The sequence below is a fragment of the Mesorhizobium sp. P171375 genome (assembly GCF_057786075.1).
Map to the genome: position 1 here is coordinate 4,339,671 of NZ_JBYNWF010000001.1, position 15,793 is coordinate 4,355,463.

Below are 15,793 nucleotides of genomic sequence, written 5' to 3' on the forward strand. Positions count from 1 at the left end.
CCCCTTGTGGGAGAAGGTGGATCGGCGCGCAGCGCCGAGACGGATGAGGGGTGCGTGACGAAGTGAGGCGGTGCCTCAAGTGAGCTTGTAATGGACCAGAAAATCGAAACCACCCCTTACGACGTCGAGGCGATCCGCCGCGACTTCCCGATCCTGTCGCGCGAAGTCTATGCCAAACCGCTGGTCTATCTCGACAATGGCGCCTCGGCGCAGAAGCCGCAGGTGGTGCTAGACACGATCCAGCACGCCTATTCCCAGGAATACGCCAACGTCCACCGTGGCCTGCATTTCCTGTCCAACGCCGCGACCGATGCCTATGAGAAGGCGCGGGAGACGGTGCGCCGCTTCCTCAACGCGCCGAGCACCGACAACATCGTTTTCACCTCCAACACCACAGCCGCCATCAACACCGTCGCCTATGGCTACGGCATGCCCAACATCGGTGAGGGCGACGAGATCGTGCTGTCGATCATGGAACACCACTCCAACATCGTGCCGTGGCATTTCATCCGCGAACGCCAGGGCGCCAAGCTGGTCTGGGTGCCGGTCGACGATCTCGGCGTCTTCCACATCGAGGAATTCGAAAAGCGCCTGACCGACCGCACCAAGCTTGTCGCGATCACCCAGATGTCGAATGCGCTGGGCACGGTGACGCCGATCAAGGAGATCGTGCGCATCGCGCATGCCCGCGGCATTCCGGTGCTGGTCGACGGCAGCCAGAGCGCCGTGCATATGCCGATCGACGTCCAGGATCTCGACTGCGATTTCTTCGTCTTCACCGGCCACAAGGTCTACGGTCCCTCCGGCATCGGCGTGCTCTACGGCAAGAAGGACATTCTGCAGGGCATGCGCCCCTTCATGGGCGGCGGCGAGATGATCGAGGAGGTGACGGAAGACATCGTCACCTACAACGAGCCGCCGCATCGCTTCGAGGCCGGCACGCCGCCGATCGTGCAGGCGATTGGCCTCGGTGCAGCACTGGAGTACATGGAAAAAATCGGCCGCGAGCGCATTGCCGCCCACGAGGCCGATCTCAAGACCTATGCGCATGAGCGGCTGCGCGCCATCAATTCGCTGCGCATCTTCGGCGATGCTCCCGGCAAGGGCGCCATCATCTCGTTCGAATTGCAGGGCATTCATGCCCATGACGTGTCGATGGTGATAGACAGGCAAGGCGTGGCGGTCCGTGCCGGCACCCATTGCGCCCAGCCGCTGTTGAAACGCTTTGGCGTAACCTCCACATGCAGGGCATCGTTCGGCATGTATAATACAAGGGCCGAAGTCGACGCTTTGGCCGAAGCGCTTGAAAAAGCGCGCAAGTTCTTTGGATGACGACCATGGATGATGCGAGCCACACCACAGAGACCGCGCCGGAAGCAGCCATCAATCCGCTGGTTTCAGCTTCGACCATTCCGGCCGATGAACTGGCGCGGCTGACCGACGATATCGTCTCGGCGCTGAAGACGGTCTACGACCCGGAAATCCCGGCCGACATCTACGAGCTCGGCCTGATCTACAGGATCGACATCGAGGACGACCGCTCGGTCAAGATCGACATGACGCTCACCGCGCCCGGCTGCCCGGTGGCCGGCGAAATGCCGGGCTGGGTCGAAAACGCCGTCGGCGCCGTCGAAGGCGTCTCCGGCGTCGAGGTCAACATGACCTTCGACCCGCCCTGGTCGCCCGACCGCATGTCGGAAGAGGCGCAGGTCGCGGTCGGTTGGTACTAGGCTGGCGGAGGCTGGCGTACTTGCGCCATTGGTAAAACTTCACCATTTTAGGTGAGGAATCATTCGGCGGGCCTTGAACCTGCATGGAATGGAAGAGGAAAAAGAATGGGACGCTTTGCCGTCATCACGATGACCGAAAAGGCAGCCGACCGGGTGCGCGAGATTGTCGCCACGCGTGACAATGCGCATGGCATTCGCCTTGGCATCAAGAAGGGCGGCTGCGCCGGCATGGAATACACGGTCGACCTGGTGACCGAGCCGAACACCAAGGACGACCACATCGAGCGTGATGGCGCCCATGTCTATGTCGCGCCTGAAGCAGCCCTTTTCCTGTTCGGCACCGAGATGGATTTCGAGCAGACGACGCTGCGCACCGGTTTCACCTTCCACAACCCGAACCAGAGTTCGGCCTGCGGCTGCGGCGAATCCGTCGAGCTGAAGCCGGCAGATCTGAAGGCGCTGGCCGAAGCACGCGCATCGGCCTGAAACCTCTTCCTTCGCCCCGTTCACGGGGAGAAGGTGTCACGAAGTGACGGATGAGGGGCAGCGCCAGCTTATCCGAGGTCGCATCACGCCTTCCATAGCTAGCGCCGCCCCTCATCTGCCTGCCGGCATCTTCTCCCCGTAGAACGGGGAGAAGAAATCCTACTTCACCCACATCCCTGTCCGCTTGTGCCAGTCGGCGATCGATTCCTCGGGATAGACGTCGAAGACCTTGTCTTGTCTGCCGATCTCCGGCTCGACCCAGCTCGCCTTGTATTTCAGCATCAAATGCACCTTTTCCGGCGGCTTCGGCAGCTCGCTGTCGATCGCCGAGGCAAAGGGATGCACCAGATCCGGCCATGTCGGATCGTAGAGCCACAGCGCCGATCCGCATTTCTTGCAGAAATTTCGCTCGCCCGACGAAATTTCGCACTTTGGATGCTCGTCGTCCTCGATCTCGGCACGAAAGACGCCGAGGCTGCGCTTGCCCCTGATCTTCAGCGTCTCGTAGTTCGCGCCGAGATTGATGGCGAAACCGCCGCCGCCCTGCTGCTTGCGGCAGATCGAGCAGTAGCACAGCATGAACGGCACCGGCGTGTGGCTTTCCACCTCGAAATGGACAGCATCGCAGCGGCAGGACCCTTTGAGCAGAAGCGGCATGGCAAAACTCCGACGGATGGCTCTCAACTTGTCAGCATGGTTTTGGTTGCGGCAATGACAAGGCAAGATCGCGATGACATGATCGCGGCATGGACAATGAACGCATCGCCGAACTGTTCGAAGGCCTCGGCCCAGTCTCGATCCGAAAACTGTTCGGCGGCAAGGGCATCTATTTCGACGGCGTCATCGTCGCCATCGTGTTGCGCGGCGAATTGCTGCTCAAGGCCGACGAACAAAGCGCGCCCGACTTCGAAGCCGCCGGCTGCAAGCAATGGACCTACACCGGCTCGCGCCACGGCAAACTGGTTGCCATGCCTTACTGGAGCATTCCGGACAGCGCGTTTGATGATCCCGACGAGATGCGGGTGTGGGCGCAGCGGGCTTATGAGGCGGGACGAAGGGCGGGGAAGTAGACGATCTTCGGGACGCTGGCGGGACAGCACCCCCCCTCTGGCCTGCCGGCCATCTCCCCCTCAAGGGGGGAGATTAGCAGCTTCATCGGCGCCGAGATTCTTTCAACGTCTACCGTTGGCGAAGGCCGATGTGACATCCGATCTCCCCCCTTGAGGCCCTGTTGCACAGTTACGGGAGAAAGGCGTGCGGAGCGGTTTGACCGTGATGTCTCGCTCGGCTTTGCCTTTTGGGGTGGAGTTTGATGGTGGCGGAGGCCCTCAGGCCGACGCAGGGCGCACCTATCCCGTGATGGCCGCCCATCGGCGCATGTTGAAGGCGATGGCCGCCATCGTCACTTGAGCGGTAGCCTTGGCCAGTCCGATGTAGCGGATCGTGGTCAGCTTCATGCGGTTCTTGAGCGTGGCGAAGGTGGTTTCCACCGCCGCTCGCCGTCTGGCGATCAGGCGATTGTAGCGCTTGAGCCGTGCCGGCAGCGCATGATGCTTGTTGGGACGGCGCGCAATGCGCACCTTCTTGCCCTGTGCCTTCAATCGGGCACGGCGGGCATGGGTGTCATAGGCGGCATCCGCCCACACCGTCTTCTCGTCGCCGCAGATCAAGGCATCGGCCATCACCGTGTCGTTGACGTTGGCCGGTGTGGTGATCACCGTGCGGATCAGGCCCGAACCCTCATCCACCCCGACATGAGCCTTGTAGCCAAAGGTAAAGCCATCCTTGCCCTTGCGCATGGTGGGGCGGGCGTCTGCGTCCTTCGACGGCCGCTCGGGTGTCGGCGGTGCCGAGACCGCATCGATCAGCGTGGCGTCCAGCATCGTCCCACGCTTCAGGATCACACCGGCCTTCTCCAGCTGCCGGTCCAGTTCGCCAAACAGCCTCTCCATCAGCCCTTCGCCGACAAGCAGATTGCGAAAGCGCGACAGAACCGTGTGATCGGGGACCGTGTCGTCTAGGCCAAGCCCGGCAAAGCGCCGGAACGACAGCCGGTCGCCGAGTGCTTCCTCCAACTCGCGATCAGACAAGCCATAGAGCGATTGCAACAAAAGCGCCTTGAACAGCACCAGTGGCGGCCAGGCTGCCCGACCCGGCCCGCCATCCCGCAGCCGGTTGAGCAGCTTCTCGAACCGGTACCACTTCACCAGACCTGACAGACGGTCGAGCGGCGAAGAACCGCCCGCAAGCTTGTCGCCCAGAAATGCCTCCACCAGGCTCAACTGACCCGTCCGCTTAACCGCCATTGCGACTCTCCCGGCTTTCGCCTTCAGAGAATCACAACCAGCCAATTACGCAACAGGCCCCTTGAGGGGGAGATGTCCGGCAGGACAGAGGGGGGTGTGACGGAACGCGACAGTTGCGCTTAGCGATGCATTGCGGACGCTTATCCTACAGCGCCTTCGCAATCCTCGCCGCCAGCCGTGCGTTGTTCTCCACCAGCGCAATATTCGTCTTCAAGCTCCGGCCGCCGGTCAGCTCAAGGATTTTTCCCAGCAGGAACGGCGTCACCGCCTTTCCGGTCACGTTCTGCGCCTCCGCCGCCTTCTGCGCGGCCTCGATGTAGCCGGCCATCTCGTCGGCCGGGATTTCGTCATCCGGCGGCACCGGATTGGCGATCAGCATGCCGCCGCCGAGCCCCAGCGCAGCCCGGGTCTTGTAGAAATGCGCAATCTCTTCCGGCCTGTGCAGGGTCAGCGGCGCGCGGAAGCGCGACTGGCGCGACCAGAAGGCGGGCATGGTTTCGCAGCCATGGCCGATCACCGGCACGCCGCGCGTCTCCAGCACTTCGAGCGTCTTTTCGATGTCGAGGATGGCCTTGGCGCCGGCCGAGACGACGATGACCGGCGTGCGCGCCAGTTCGTCGAGGTCGGCCGAGATGTCGAAGCTCTTTTCCGCGCCCTTGTGGACGCCGCCAATGCCGCCGGTGGCGAACACTTTGATGCCGACCATATTGGCCGCGATCATGGTGGCGGCGACGGTGGTGCCGCCGGTGCGTCCCTCAGCAACCGCAAAGCCGAGATCGGCGCGCGAGAGCTTCATGGCGTCGCCGGTCATGGCCAGCGATTCGCGCTCGCCGTCCGACAGCCCGATCTTGATGCGGCCGGCGACCACGGCGATCGTCGCCGGCACCGCACCATTGTCCAAAATGATCTTTTCGACATTGGCGGCCATGGCGCCATTGTCGGGGTAGGGCATGCCATGGGTGATGATGGTGCTTTCCAGCGCCACCACGGGGCGCCCGGCGGCGAGCGCCTCGGCCACCGGCGGGTGGATGTCGATGAAGGGGCGGGCGCTTTGCGGGGTCATGACGGTCTCCGGTCCGAAGTGCTGCGCGTCCCCGTGGACGGCGCGCTCCGGCAATGGCAATTCGCCGCCTTCATGCCATTTCCTGCGCGTCGGGCACAAGGGCCAGCGCCTCGTTGAAGGTGGCGGCGGTGAAGGCCGGAACGGCGTCAGCGCTTTCGATGGCGAGCGTTGCCGCGGCCACGCCTTCGCGCAGGGCCTGGCGCAATGCCAGGCCGCGCAGCAGGGCAGCGATGGAAGCACCGGCCAGCGCGTCGCCGGCGCCGGTGACGTCGGCGACCTTTCTGGGCGCCGGCGGCAGGATCGAAAAGGCGCCGGCTTCGTCGAAACCCAGCACCGGGCCATCGCCCGCCGTCACCACGCCACTCCTGAGGCCGCTGCAGCGCAAACCGTCGACGGTCTCTCGCTCGGTGGCATTCGCGCCGACACCGGCCAGCACCATGGCCTCGCGCCGGTTCATGAAGACCTGCGCGAGCTCCTTCAGCACCGGGATCAGCCGCACCACCTTGGCCGGCGAAATGGCGATGGCATAGACCGGCTTGCCGGCGGCTAGGCCCACCAGCCGCTCCAGCGCCGATGACGGCAGATTGGCGTCGCACAGCACCGCGTCGGCCTCGGCGACCACCTCGCGCACCTTGGAGCGGCGGATCTGCTTGGGGAACGCCAGATCATAGAGCGCCATGTCGGCAAAGCCGGTGATCAGCTCGCCGTCACGGTCGATCAGCGCCGTATAGCTTGGCGTGGTGCGGTCGAGGAACACCGCCGACAGATCGGCAATGCCGGCCTCAGCGATGGCGCGCGCAACCGTCTCGCCTGCTGCATCGCCGCCGCGCATCGACATGAGCGAGGCCGAAACACCACGCCGCACTAGGCTGCGCAGCGCGTTGAAGACGCCGCCGCCGACATCCTCGCGCATCGTCCCGGGGTTGGACGCTGCCGGCACGTAGGCGCCGGACACCTGGCCGCGCCGGTCGATATGGGCGCCGCCCACCGCCAGGATTCTTGCTGATTTCACCATGCCGGCGATATGACCTTTGTTATTTGAGCCGCACAAGCGCTACGCTGTGTGGCGGAGCTTCGCAGGCAAGCCAGCGATTCGGGCGGAGCCAAACCGCCGGACCGTCTGGCCCAATGCGGAAAGCGTCCGAAAACAAAACCACGAGACAAAAAAAGAACAAATCAGGATAAAGATTGTTTTTCAGATATTTGACCCCTCTTGCCAAACGAGAACAAAAAAGGTACAAACTGGGCAGGGATTACGGATTGTCCGGCCTTCATTGACGACCAAGGGGTGATGTATCATGGCTCAGAATTCTTTGCGGCTTGTAGAGGACAAAGCGGTGGACAAATCAAAGGCTCTGGACGCGGCGCTGTCGCAAATCGAGCGCGCCTTCGGCAAGGGCTCGATCATGCGGCTGGGTGCCAATGAGCAGGTCGTCGAGATCGAAACCGTGCCGACCGGATCGCTTGGCCTCGACATCGCGCTTGGCGTCGGCGGCCTGCCGCGGGGCCGCATCGTCGAGATCTATGGGCCGGAAAGCTCGGGCAAGACCACGCTGGCGTTGCACACAGTTGCCGAAGCCCAGAAGAAGGGCGGCATCTGCGCCTTTGTCGATGCCGAACACGCGCTCGACCCGGTCTATGCCCGCAAGCTCGGCGTCGACCTGGAGAACCTCCTGATCTCGCAGCCCGACACCGGCGAGCAGGCGCTGGAGATCTGCGACACGCTGGTCCGCTCCGGCGCCATCGACGTGCTGGTGGTCGATTCGGTTGCGGCACTGACGCCGCGCGCTGAAATCGAGGGCGAAATGGGCGATTCGCTCCCCGGACTGCAGGCGCGTTTGATGAGCCAGGCGCTGCGCAAGCTGACCGCCTCGATCTCGCGCTCCAACACCATGGTCATCTTCATCAACCAGATCCGCATGAAGATCGGCGTCATGTTCGGTTCGCCAGAAACCACCACCGGCGGCAATGCGCTGAAATTCTACGCTTCGGTGCGCCTCGACATCCGCCGCATCGGCTCGGTCAAGGACCGCGACGAGGTCGTCGGCAACCAGACCCGCGTCAAGGTGGTCAAGAACAAGCTGGCGCCGCCCTTCAAGGTGGTCGAGTTCGACATCATGTATGGCGAGGGCGTGTCCAAGACCGGCGAACTGGTCGACCTCGGCGTCAAGGCCGGCGTGGTCGAGAAGTCGGGCGCCTGGTTCTCCTACAATTCGCAGCGCCTCGGCCAGGGCCGCGAGAACGCCAAACTGTTCCTGCGCGACAATCCCGACACGGCGCGCGAGATCGAACTGGCGCTCAGGCAGAATGCCGGGCTGATTGCAGAAAAGTTCCTCGAGAATGGCGGCCCCGAGCGCGGCGAAGACGACGGCTTCGAGGAAGAATCCGGCGCCATGTAAGGCAGCTGCCAGAGTTCGGCCATAAATCCAGTCCATTATCTGATGCTTAAGTAACAGAGTTCCTTAGTATCGTGTTCCAAACCGCCGGCCTTCGCGCCGGCGGTTTTCGTTTTTGGGCAGGCGTGGAGCCGGCCTGGCAGCTGCAGGATTGGCCCAATTCCGTGTTTCTGGACAGGGTGAAGCCTGCCCGCTAAAAGGCCAAGTCGATCTTCTAAAAGCAGAGACCAGTTTCCGCCGGCCGTGCCGGCGGTTTTCGCGAAAAGGCAGCAGTGATGAGTGGCGTGAACGAGATCCGGTCGACATTCCTCGACTATTTCCGCAAGGAGGGCCACGAGGTCGTCGCCTCAAGCCCGCTGGTGCCGCGTAACGACCCGACATTGATGTTCACCAATGCCGGCATGGTGCAGTTCAAGAACGTCTTCACCGGCCTGGAGAAGCGGCCCTATTCGCGCGCCACGACCGCGCAGAAGAGCGTGCGCGCCGGCGGCAAGCACAACGACCTCGACAATGTCGGCTACACCGCACGCCATTTGACCTTCTTCGAGATGCTCGGCAACTTCTCCTTCGGCGACTATTTCAAGGAGCGCGCCATCGAGCTTGCCTGGAACCTGATCACGAAAGAATTCGGGCTGAACAAGGACAAGCTGCTGGTCACGGTCTATCACACCGATGATGAGGCAGCCGGCTTCTGGAAAAAGATCGCTGGCTTTTCCGACGACCGCATCATCCGCATCCCGACGTCCGACAATTTCTGGGCGATGGGCGACACCGGGCCATGCGGTCCTTGCTCGGAGATTTTCATCGACCGCGGCGAGCACATTTGGGGCGGCCCTCCCGGCAGCCCGGAAGAGGATGGTGATCGCTTCCTCGAATTCTGGAACCTGGTGTTCATGCAGTATGAGCAGGTCACCAAGGAAGAGCGCATCGACCTGCCGCGGCCGTCGATCGACACCGGCATGGGCCTGGAGCGCATGGCCTCGATTCTGCAAGGCGTGGAAAGCGTCTTTGAAACCGATCTGTTCCGCCATCTGATCGATGCCGCGTCGTCCGCGCTCGGCCATGGGCCCGACAAGGAGACGGTCGCCTCCTTCCGCGTCATTGCCGACCATCTGCGCTCGTCCTCCTTCCTGGTCGCCGACGGCGTGCTCCCGTCGAATGAAGGCCGCGGCTATGTGCTGCGCCGCATCATGCGCCGCGCCATGCGCCATGCGCAGCTGCTCGGCGCCAAGGAACCGTTGATGTGGAAGCTGGTGCCGGCGCTGGTGCGCGAGATGGGCCAGGCCTATCCCGAACTGCTGCGCGGTGAACAGCTGATCACCGAGACGCTGAAGCTCGAGGAGACCAGGTTCCGCAAGACGCTGGTGCGCGGTCTCGGCCTGCTCTCGGAGGCAACCGAAACGCTGCATGCCGGCGACATGCTGGACGGCGAGACGGCGTTTAAGCTCTACGACACTTACGGCTTCCCGCTCGATTTGACGCAGGATGCGCTGCGCCAGCGCAGCATCTCGGTCGATCTTGCCGGCTTCACCCATGCGATGGAGCAGCAGAAGGCGGAGGCGCGCAAGCACTGGGCTGGTTCCGGCGACGCGGCCACCGAGACTATCTGGTTTTCGGTGCGCGAGCAGGCGGGCGCCACCGAATTCCTCGGCTACGAGACTGAAGCTGCGGAAGGCCTCATCCAGGCGCTGGTCAAGGACGGCAAGACCGTCGACAGCGCCGGCAAGGGCGATGCGGTGGCGGTGGTCGTCAACCAGACGCCGTTCTATGGCGAGTCCGGTGGCCAGATGGGCGACACCGGCATCATCTCCGGCGAGGGGTTCTCGATTGAGATCACCGACACGCAAAAGAAGGCCGATGGCCTGTTCGTGCATCTCGGCAAGGTGGCGAGCGGCACGGTCAAGACAGGTGCGGCCGTCGAGCTGAAGGTCGATCATGCGCGCCGCACCAGGCTGCGCGCCAACCATTCCGCGACGCATCTGATCCACGAGGCTTTGCGCGAGGTGCTGGGCACCCATGTCGCGCAGAAAGGCTCGCTGGTCGCGCCGGAGCGGCTGCGTTTCGACATCTCGCACAACAAGCCGATCTCGGCTGAGGAGCTCGAAGAGGTCGAGCGCATGGCCAACGAAATCGCTGTCCAGAACAGCCCGGTGACGACCCGCCTGATGTCGGTCGACGACGCCATTGCCGAAGGCGCCATGGCGCTGTTCGGCGAAAAATACGGTGACGAGGTGCGTGTCGTGTCGATGGGCACTGGCCTGCACGGCGCCAAGGCTAACCGGCCCTATTCGGTCGAGCTCTGCGGCGGCACCCATGTTCGGGCAACCGGCGATATCGGTCTGATCCGCGTCGTCTCCGACAGCGCGGTCGCCGCCGGCGTGCGCCGCATCGAGGCGCTGACCGGCGAAGCCGCGCGCAAACATCTCGACGAGCAGGACAGGCGGTTGAAGGCCGTCGCCTCGACATTGAAGATCTCGCCGGCCGACGTGCCGGCGCGTGTCGAGACGCTGCTTGAAGAGCGCAAGAAGCTCGAGAAGGAGCTGAGCGAAGCGCGCAAGAAGCTGGCGCTGGGCGGCGGCGCCGCGGCCGGCGCGCCCTCAGAGAACGAGACCGTCGCCGGTGTCGGCTTCCTCGGCAAGGCCGTTTCCGGCGTGTCGCCGAAGGATTTGAAGCCGCTGGCCGATGCGGGAAAAACCTCGCTCGGCTCCGGCGTTGTCGTCTTCGTCGGCGCCGGCGAGGACAACAAGGCAAGCGTCGTTGTCGCCGTCACCGACGACCTCGTCGGCCGCTTCAGCGCCGTCGATCTGGTTCGTGTGGCTTCGGCAGCGCTCGGCGGGCAGGGCGGCGGCGGCCGGCCCGACATGGCGCAAGCCGGCGGCCCGGATGCGTCCAAGGCCAATGATGCGATCGCCGCGGTCAAGGCGGCGCTGGAGGCAGCCTGAAAGCCATCCTATGCCCGATAGCCCCGGCAAGAAGGTGCTCGTCCTCGGCGGCTATGGACTGATCGGCGAAGCCGTCGTCGGCCGCCTGCTTGGCGACGGGCATCGGGTGGTCGGCCTCGGCCGCGACATCAGGGATGCCGAGCGGCGCTGGCCGGCTGTGCAGTGGATTGCGGCCGACATGGCGCTGCTGCTTGCCCCTGAAGACTGGCTGCCGATGGTCGCCGGCATGGATGCGGTGATCAATGCGGCGGGCGCTTTGCAGGATGGCCCGCGCGACCGCCTCGACGCCATCCATCGCGGCGCGGTCGTGGCGCTGGTCGCCGCCTGCGAACAGGCCGGTATCAGCCGTTTCGTACAGATCTCCGCCATCGGTGCCGATCCCACCTCATCAGATGTTTTCTTCAGCACCAAAGGTGAGGGCGACAAGGCCGTCACAAATTCATCGCTCGAATGGACGATCCTGCGCCCGGGCCTGGTGATCGCGCCTGCCGCCTATGGCGGGACGGCACTTTTGCGCGCGCTTGCCGCCTTTCCCGGTTTCATCCCTGCCGTGATGGCGCGCCGGCCCATCCAGACCGTGGCGGTCACGGACGTCACTGAGGCAGTGTCGCGTGCGGTTGCCGGATCCCTGCCGCCGCGTCTTTCCGTCGATCTCGTCGAAGCCGAGCCGCGCCCGCTCGCCGATGTGCTGCTTGCCTTCCGGGCATGGCTTGGACTGCCGCCGACCCGCCTGGTGCCGATGCCGGCGTTTCTTGGTGGGATCGCGGCTGTTGTTGCCGATGGTCTCGGCCGGCTTGGCTGGCGCTCGCCTCTGCGCAGCGCAGCCCTTGCCGCACTGGCGCGCGGCGTGACCGGCAACGCCGCGTCCTGGAGCGAGATTTCAGATCACAAATTGCAGCCGCTGGAAGCAACGCTGGCCGCCATGCCCGCCCATGTTCAGGAGCGGTGGTTCGCCCGGCTCTGGTTGCTGAAACCGGTCGTATTCGGGGTGCTGTCGCTGTTCTGGCTGGTGTCCGGAATTGTCGGCTTTATCAAACAGGATGTGGCCGCCGACATCCTGGTCTCGCATGGCCTGTCGCCGGCGCTCGCGCTCGGGATGGTCCTTGCCGGGAGCGTGGCTGACATCGCTGTCGGGGCCGCTGTTCTCGTGCGGTCCTTGGCGCGCCTCGCACTGATGGGGATGATTGCCATCACGCTGGTCTATCTTGGCGCAGCAACCGCGCTTGCGCCCGATCTGTGGCTCGATCCTTTGGGAGCAATCGTGAAGGCTGTTCCCGCACTGTGCCTTGCCTTGGTGGCCTTGGCGATTTTGGACGAGCGATGAACCTCTGGGTCGACCTCCTGCGCTGGCTGCATATCATCGGCGCCACGGTGTTGTTCGGCACCGGCGCTGGAATCGCCTTCTTCATGCTGATGGCGCAGCGCACCGGCCGCGCCGAACTCGTTGCCCATGTCGCGGACACCGTCGTCATCGCCGACACGATTTTCACCGCGACCGCCGTCATCGTGCAGCCGATCACCGGCGTGCTGCTGGCGCACGCCGTGGGCTGGCCGCTTTCCGAAGGCTGGATCGTGCTGTCCCTGCTGCTTTATGTCGTGACCGGTCTGTTCTGGCTACCGGTGGTCTGGATCCAGATCCGCATCCGCAACCTGGCGCGACAGGCGGTCATCGAAAACGCGCCGCTGCCGCCTGAGCAAAAGCGTCTGTTTCGCATCTGGTTTGCGTGCGGCTTTCCGGCCTTCGCCGCCGTGCTCTGGCTGATGGTCACAAGGCCCGAGATCGGGTTTTAGACCGTCGCCCTCTGCAGCCGCTCAATCGGCCTTTTCGGTCACGGCAAAGGCGTTCCGGCAGGCGATTCCGTCCCACCAGGCCTGGATAGCGGCGAAGTCAGCAAGCAGCTTTTGCCCCTCGGGGACCTTGAGGAAATAAGCGATGATGGCTGCCGCATGCAGGTCGGCCAGCGTCAGCTGATCGCCGAGCAGCCACGGCCCGGGCGCTTTGAGGGCGGTCAGTACCCTGAGCACCGTTTCGGCCTGGCGCAGTCCGTTGGCGATCAGCGCCTCGTCGGGCGCCTCCTTCTCCAGCCGCTCGACAGCGACGTCCCAGACCATCGACCTGTAGGCATAGGCGTCGAGCATGCCGATGATCTGGTTCATCCGCGCACGGCCGTGCGGGTCTTTCGGCTGCAGCGCCGGGCCGTCGAACGCCTCATCGACATAGCGGGCGATCGCGCTGGTCTCGAACAGGCGAAAGCCGTCATGCTCGAAGGCCGGAATGCGGCCGAACGGGTGATGCTCCAGATACCAGGCCGGAACGCCCTCGGCAGCGAAGATGTCGAGAGGCACCAACTCATAGCCGACGCCTTTTTCCGCGAGCGTCAGCCGCGCGATGCGGACATAGACGCTGTAATCAGCGCCGTAGAGGATCGGCTTGCTCATCGATCAGCCCTTCGCTGCTGCTCGCATTCTCGCCCAAAAATGAAGGCTCCTGTCGGAGCCTTCATTGTCGGCTTATGCCATCGCCTTCTGCAGGTTCTCGTCGATCTTGTCGAGGAAGCCGGTGGTCGACAGCCAGGGCTGGTCGGGGCCGATCAGCAGCGACAGATCCTTGGTCATGAAGCCGCTCTCGACAGTCTGGATACAGACCTTCTCCAGCGTGTCGGCAAACCGCTTCAATTCGGCATTGTCATCGAGCTTCGCGCGGTGCGCGAGGCCACGCGTCCAGGCGAAGATCGAAGCGATCGAATTGGTCGAGGTTTCCTCGCCCTTCTGGTGCTGGCGATAGTGCCGGGTGACGGTGCCGTGCGCGGCTTCGGCTTCCACCGTCTTGCCGTCCGGCGTCATCAGCACCGAGGTCATCAAGCCGAGCGAACCAAAGCCTTGCGCCACCGTGTCGGACTGCACGTCGCCATCATAGTTCTTGCAGGCCCAGACATAGCCGCCAGACCATTTCAGGGCGGAGGCCACCATGTCGTCGATCAGGCGGTGCTCGTACCACAGCTTCTTGGCCTTGAACTCGGCTTCGAATTCCTGCTCGTAGACTTCCTGGAAAATGTCCTTGAAGCGGCCGTCATAGGCTTTGAGGATGGTGTTCTTGGTCGAGAGATAGACCGGATAATTGCGCAGCAGGCCGTAATTCAGCGAGGCGCGGGCGAATTCGCGGATCGAATCGTCGAGATTGTACATCGCCATGGCGACGCCGGCGCCAGGCGCGTCGTACACGTCATGCTCGATCACCTTGCCGTCCTCGCCGACGAACTTGATGGTCAGCTTGCCCTTGCCGGGGAAGCGGAAATCGGTGGCGCGGTACTGGTCGCCGAAGGCGTGGCGGCCGACGATGATCGGCTTGGTCCAGCCCGGAACCAGCCGCGGCACGTTCTTCATGATGATCGGCTCGCGGAAGATGGTGCCGCCGAGGATGTTGCGGATGGTGCCGTTCGGCGACTTCCACATCTTCTTCAGCTTGAACTCCTCGACGCGCTGCTCGTCGGGGGTGATCGTCGCGCATTTCACGCCGACGCCCCATTTCTTGATGGCGTTGGCCGAATCGATGGTCACCTGGTCGTTGGTGGCGTCGCGGTGCTCGATGCCGAGGTCGTAATATTCGAGCTTCAGGTCGAGATAAGGGTGGATCAGCTTGTCCTTGATGAACTGCCAGATGATGCGGGTCATCTCGTCGCCGTCGAGTTCGACGACCGGGTTCGCCACCTTGATCTTCGCCATGGAAAGAATGCCTCGCTTTTGGGGGGACAAAACGGCCTTGCCCGCATGGCTTTCGGCCGGGGATGCGGCCCGTATATCAAAGCCTATTTGGCGGCGCAAACGCCGATCGGCGCTGAATGGGCCGTCCGCGCGGCGACCTGGTGTTTTTGCAAACGCTTCATTTTGGCGGGCGGATGTGGCAGGGAACGCTGAAAATGCCGCAAACAGCAGTTCATTGAGATCATGTCCGCCGCGCAACCTCCTGAAAACGTCTCCGCCGCCGGCCCGGCGATCATCCTCGTCGAGCCGCAGCTTGGCGAGAATATCGGCATGGTCGCGCGCGCCATGGCCAATTTCGGTCTGTCGGAACTCAGGCTCGTCAATCCGCGCGATGGCTGGCCAAGCGAGAAGGCGCGCGCTGCCGCCAGCCGCGCCGACCATGTCATCGATGCCGTCACCGTGTTTGGCGATCTGGCGTCCGCGGTGGCGGATCTCAATTTCGTCTTCGCCACCACGGCGCGTGAGCGCGACGGCTTCAAGCCGGTGCGCGGACCGGTCGAGGCGGGCAGGGCGCTGAGGGCTCGTCAGATAGCTGGCCAGCGCACCGGCATCCTGTTCGGCCGCGAGCGGTTCGGCCTCTACAATGATGAGGTCGGGCTCGCCGACGAGATCGTCACTTTTCCAGTCGATCCCGGCTTTTCGTCGCTGAACATCGCCCAGGCCGTGCTGTTGATGTCCTATGAGTGGATGAAGTCGGGCCTGGAGGATGAGACGACGACCAATTTCTCCAGCCCGGAAATGAAGCCGGCGAGCAAGGAAGAGTTGCACGGCCTGTTTGCCTATCTCGAAGGCGCGCTCGAAGCGCGCGGCTATTTCCGCCCGGCGCCGAAGAAGCCGAAGATGGTCGACAACCTGCGCGCTGTCCTGACGCGCGCCGGGTTTGCCGAGCCGGAACTGAAGGTGCTGCGCGGCATCATTTCGTCGCTGGACCGGTTTTCGCCGGCCATGCCGCGCGGCGACGGCTCACCCGGAGACGATCCGAGACGGCTTCCGGCCGCCGCGCGAAACCGGAAGACAGACCAAGAAGGTTAAGCTCTGTAAGCTTCGAACGTCCGGCGTAACTGAATATTATCTGGTGCTGATCTATTGTTGTGAAAACGGTGGGTCG

General features: G+C 63.6%; 15 protein-coding genes. 9 read left to right on the forward strand and 6 right to left on the reverse strand.

The window, feature by feature from the left end; all coding sequences use genetic code 11:
* Positions 1 to 90 precede the first annotated feature (90 nt).
* The 3 genes from ACYHH6_RS20880 (at position 91) to sufA (ending at position 2,216) form a co-directional block, all read left to right on the forward strand.
* Positions 91 to 1,332, forward strand: coding sequence for a cysteine desulfurase (locus ACYHH6_RS20880; protein ID WP_352591706.1), 1,242 nt, complete (start codon positions 91 to 93; stop codon positions 1,330 to 1,332).
* A gap of 5 nt (positions 1,333 to 1,337) precedes the next feature.
* Positions 1,338 to 1,730: an SUF system Fe-S cluster assembly protein gene (locus ACYHH6_RS20885; protein ID WP_192253517.1), complete on the forward strand. Its 393-nt coding sequence runs from the start codon at positions 1,338 to 1,340 to the stop codon at positions 1,728 to 1,730.
* Between the two features lie 105 nt (positions 1,731 to 1,835).
* The gene (gene sufA, locus ACYHH6_RS20890; protein WP_013532156.1) at positions 1,836 to 2,216 is read left to right on the forward strand and encodes a Fe-S cluster assembly scaffold SufA; all 381 of its coding nucleotides are present in this window, start codon (positions 1,836 to 1,838) and stop codon (positions 2,214 to 2,216) included.
* Positions 2,217 to 2,375: 159 nt separating this feature from the next.
* Here the strand turns inward: sufA and ACYHH6_RS20895 are convergent, their stop codons facing one another.
* Positions 2,376 to 2,873, reverse strand: a complete 498-nt coding sequence (locus ACYHH6_RS20895; protein ID WP_352591703.1) for a GFA family protein — start codon at positions 2,871 to 2,873, stop codon at positions 2,376 to 2,378.
* Positions 2,874 to 2,962: 89 nt separating this feature from the next.
* Here ACYHH6_RS20895 and ACYHH6_RS20900 point away from each other — a divergent pair, with 89 nt between their 5' ends.
* Positions 2,963 to 3,286, forward strand: coding sequence for a TfoX/Sxy family protein (locus tag ACYHH6_RS20900; RefSeq protein ID WP_352591701.1), 324 nt, complete (start codon positions 2,963 to 2,965; stop codon positions 3,284 to 3,286).
* A gap of 279 nt (positions 3,287 to 3,565) precedes the next feature.
* On the opposite strand, the gene ACYHH6_RS20905 is transcribed toward ACYHH6_RS20900, so the two are convergent.
* The 3 genes from ACYHH6_RS20905 to ACYHH6_RS20915 form a co-directional block, all read right to left on the reverse strand.
* A complete protein-coding gene (locus tag ACYHH6_RS20905; protein ID WP_477353343.1) occupies positions 3,566 to 4,522 on the reverse strand; it encodes an IS5 family transposase in 957 nt (318 codons plus the stop codon).
* A 145-nt stretch (positions 4,523 to 4,667) separates the two neighbouring features.
* A complete protein-coding gene (locus tag ACYHH6_RS20910; protein ID WP_352586643.1) occupies positions 4,668 to 5,585 on the reverse strand; it encodes a pseudouridine-5'-phosphate glycosidase in 918 nt (305 codons plus the stop codon).
* 70 nt (positions 5,586 to 5,655) lie between these two features.
* Positions 5,656 to 6,600 carry a carbohydrate kinase family protein gene (locus tag ACYHH6_RS20915; RefSeq protein ID WP_352586645.1) on the reverse strand — a complete coding sequence of 315 codons (945 nt, stop codon included), beginning with the start codon at positions 6,598 to 6,600 and terminating at the stop codon, positions 5,656 to 5,658.
* A gap of 283 nt (positions 6,601 to 6,883) precedes the next feature.
* Here ACYHH6_RS20915 and recA point away from each other — a divergent pair, with 283 nt between their 5' ends.
* From recA to ACYHH6_RS20935, 4 genes are all read left to right on the forward strand, one after another.
* Positions 6,884 to 7,984 (forward strand): recombinase RecA, encoded by a 1,101-nt coding sequence (recA, locus tag ACYHH6_RS20920; protein WP_112561417.1) that lies wholly within the window; start codon positions 6,884 to 6,886, stop codon positions 7,982 to 7,984.
* A 272-nt stretch (positions 7,985 to 8,256) separates the two neighbouring features.
* Positions 8,257 to 10,923 carry an alanine--tRNA ligase gene (gene alaS, locus ACYHH6_RS20925; RefSeq protein ID WP_352586647.1) on the forward strand — a complete coding sequence of 889 codons (2,667 nt, stop codon included), beginning with the start codon at positions 8,257 to 8,259 and terminating at the stop codon, positions 10,921 to 10,923.
* A gap of 10 nt (positions 10,924 to 10,933) precedes the next feature.
* Positions 10,934 to 12,247 (forward strand): SDR family oxidoreductase, encoded by a 1,314-nt coding sequence (locus tag ACYHH6_RS20930; RefSeq protein ID WP_352586649.1) that lies wholly within the window; start codon positions 10,934 to 10,936, stop codon positions 12,245 to 12,247.
* Positions 12,244 to 12,714, forward strand: a complete 471-nt coding sequence (locus ACYHH6_RS20935) for a DUF2269 family protein (RefSeq protein ID WP_352586651.1) — start codon at positions 12,244 to 12,246, stop codon at positions 12,712 to 12,714. Before ACYHH6_RS20930 ends, ACYHH6_RS20935 begins: the two co-directional genes overlap by 4 nt.
* Positions 12,715 to 12,735: 21 nt before the next feature.
* Here the strand turns inward: ACYHH6_RS20935 and ACYHH6_RS20940 are convergent, their stop codons facing one another.
* Positions 12,736 to 13,362: a glutathione S-transferase family protein gene (locus ACYHH6_RS20940; RefSeq protein WP_352586653.1), complete on the reverse strand. Its 627-nt coding sequence runs from the start codon at positions 13,360 to 13,362 to the stop codon at positions 12,736 to 12,738.
* Positions 13,363 to 13,434: 72 nt separating this feature from the next.
* Positions 13,435 to 14,646, reverse strand: coding sequence for an NADP-dependent isocitrate dehydrogenase (locus ACYHH6_RS20945; protein WP_352586655.1), 1,212 nt, complete (start codon positions 14,644 to 14,646; stop codon positions 13,435 to 13,437).
* A 222-nt stretch (positions 14,647 to 14,868) separates the two neighbouring features.
* On the opposite strand from ACYHH6_RS20945, the gene ACYHH6_RS20950 reads away from it, so the two are divergent.
* Positions 14,869 to 15,717, forward strand: coding sequence for an RNA methyltransferase (locus ACYHH6_RS20950; protein ID WP_352559777.1), 849 nt, complete (start codon positions 14,869 to 14,871; stop codon positions 15,715 to 15,717).
* The last annotated feature ends 76 nt before the right edge of the window (positions 15,718 to 15,793 follow it).

Bases quoted from the DNA above. Each gene is read 5' to 3' on its own strand.
- recA (WP_112561417.1), top strand. From the start codon at position 6,884: ATGGCTCAGAATTCTTTGCGGCTTGTAGAGGACAAAGCGGTGGACAAA.
- sufA (WP_013532156.1), top strand. From the start codon at position 1,836: ATGGGACGCTTTGCCGTCATCACGATGACCGAAAAGGCAGCCGACCGG.
- alaS (WP_352586647.1), top strand. From the start codon at position 8,257: ATGAGTGGCGTGAACGAGATCCGGTCGACATTCCTCGACTATTTCCGC.
- ACYHH6_RS20940 (WP_352586653.1), bottom strand. From the start codon at position 13,362: ATGAGCAAGCCGATCCTCTACGGCGCTGATTACAGCGTCTATGTCCGC.
- ACYHH6_RS20900 (WP_352591701.1), top strand. From the start codon at position 2,963: ATGGACAATGAACGCATCGCCGAACTGTTCGAAGGCCTCGGCCCAGTC.
- ACYHH6_RS20945 (WP_352586655.1), bottom strand. From the start codon at position 14,646: ATGGCGAAGATCAAGGTGGCGAACCCGGTCGTCGAACTCGACGGCGAC.
- ACYHH6_RS20950 (WP_352559777.1), top strand. From the start codon at position 14,869: ATGTCCGCCGCGCAACCTCCTGAAAACGTCTCCGCCGCCGGCCCGGCG.
- ACYHH6_RS20880 (WP_352591706.1), top strand. From the start codon at position 91: ATGGACCAGAAAATCGAAACCACCCCTTACGACGTCGAGGCGATCCGC.
- ACYHH6_RS20930 (WP_352586649.1), top strand. From the start codon at position 10,934: ATGCCCGATAGCCCCGGCAAGAAGGTGCTCGTCCTCGGCGGCTATGGA.
- ACYHH6_RS20910 (WP_352586643.1), bottom strand. From the start codon at position 5,585: ATGACCCCGCAAAGCGCCCGCCCCTTCATCGACATCCACCCGCCGGTG.
- ACYHH6_RS20895 (WP_352591703.1), bottom strand. From the start codon at position 2,873: ATGCCGCTTCTGCTCAAAGGGTCCTGCCGCTGCGATGCTGTCCATTTC.
- ACYHH6_RS20905 (WP_477353343.1), bottom strand. From the start codon at position 4,522: ATGGCGGTTAAGCGGACGGGTCAGTTGAGCCTGGTGGAGGCATTTCTG.
- ACYHH6_RS20915 (WP_352586645.1), bottom strand. From the start codon at position 6,600: ATGGTGAAATCAGCAAGAATCCTGGCGGTGGGCGGCGCCCATATCGAC.
- ACYHH6_RS20885 (WP_192253517.1), top strand. From the start codon at position 1,338: ATGGATGATGCGAGCCACACCACAGAGACCGCGCCGGAAGCAGCCATC.
- ACYHH6_RS20935 (WP_352586651.1), top strand. From the start codon at position 12,244: ATGAACCTCTGGGTCGACCTCCTGCGCTGGCTGCATATCATCGGCGCC.